The organism is Variovorax sp. F042, assembly GCF_057814215.1.
Genome location: NZ_JBVASX010000048.1, coordinates 1 through 327, shown reverse-complemented (window position 1 = coordinate 327; position 327 = coordinate 1). Strand labels below are relative to the sequence as shown.

General features: G+C 68.8%; 2 pseudogenes. Both read left to right on the top strand.

The window, feature by feature from the left end:
• Window positions 1-229, top strand: a pseudogene (locus ACZYSP_RS35340) (aliphatic nitrilase); the annotation flags it as partial.
• Window positions 144-327 (top strand): annotated as a pseudogene (locus ACZYSP_RS35335) (MSMEG_0568 family radical SAM protein); the annotation flags it as partial. The pseudogenes ACZYSP_RS35340 and ACZYSP_RS35335, both read left to right, overlap by 86 nt.

Here is a 327-nt window from a genome sequence, read left to right as displayed (position 1 = left end):
GATCGCCAAGCGCACGCGAATGATGGATTCGGTCGGCCACTACGCGCGGCCCGAGCTGCTGGCGCTTGCCATCAATGACCGGCCGGCGCAGACCACCGTGCCCATGCACCTCACGCAACCTTTTGCCCAACGGAGCCCCGACCATGACGACAACCCCCACGACGATGCAGCCGCTGGACAGCCGGCAGCTGTTGACCGAGCTCCAGTCCTTCGGGTTGCGGCTGGTTGACCCTTCGGCCGGCGTCTCGAGCCGCCGCGGCGGCGCGGGCCCTTCGGACCACACGGCCGTGACGGTCGACGGCCACACGATCATGGTGCCGGTCCACA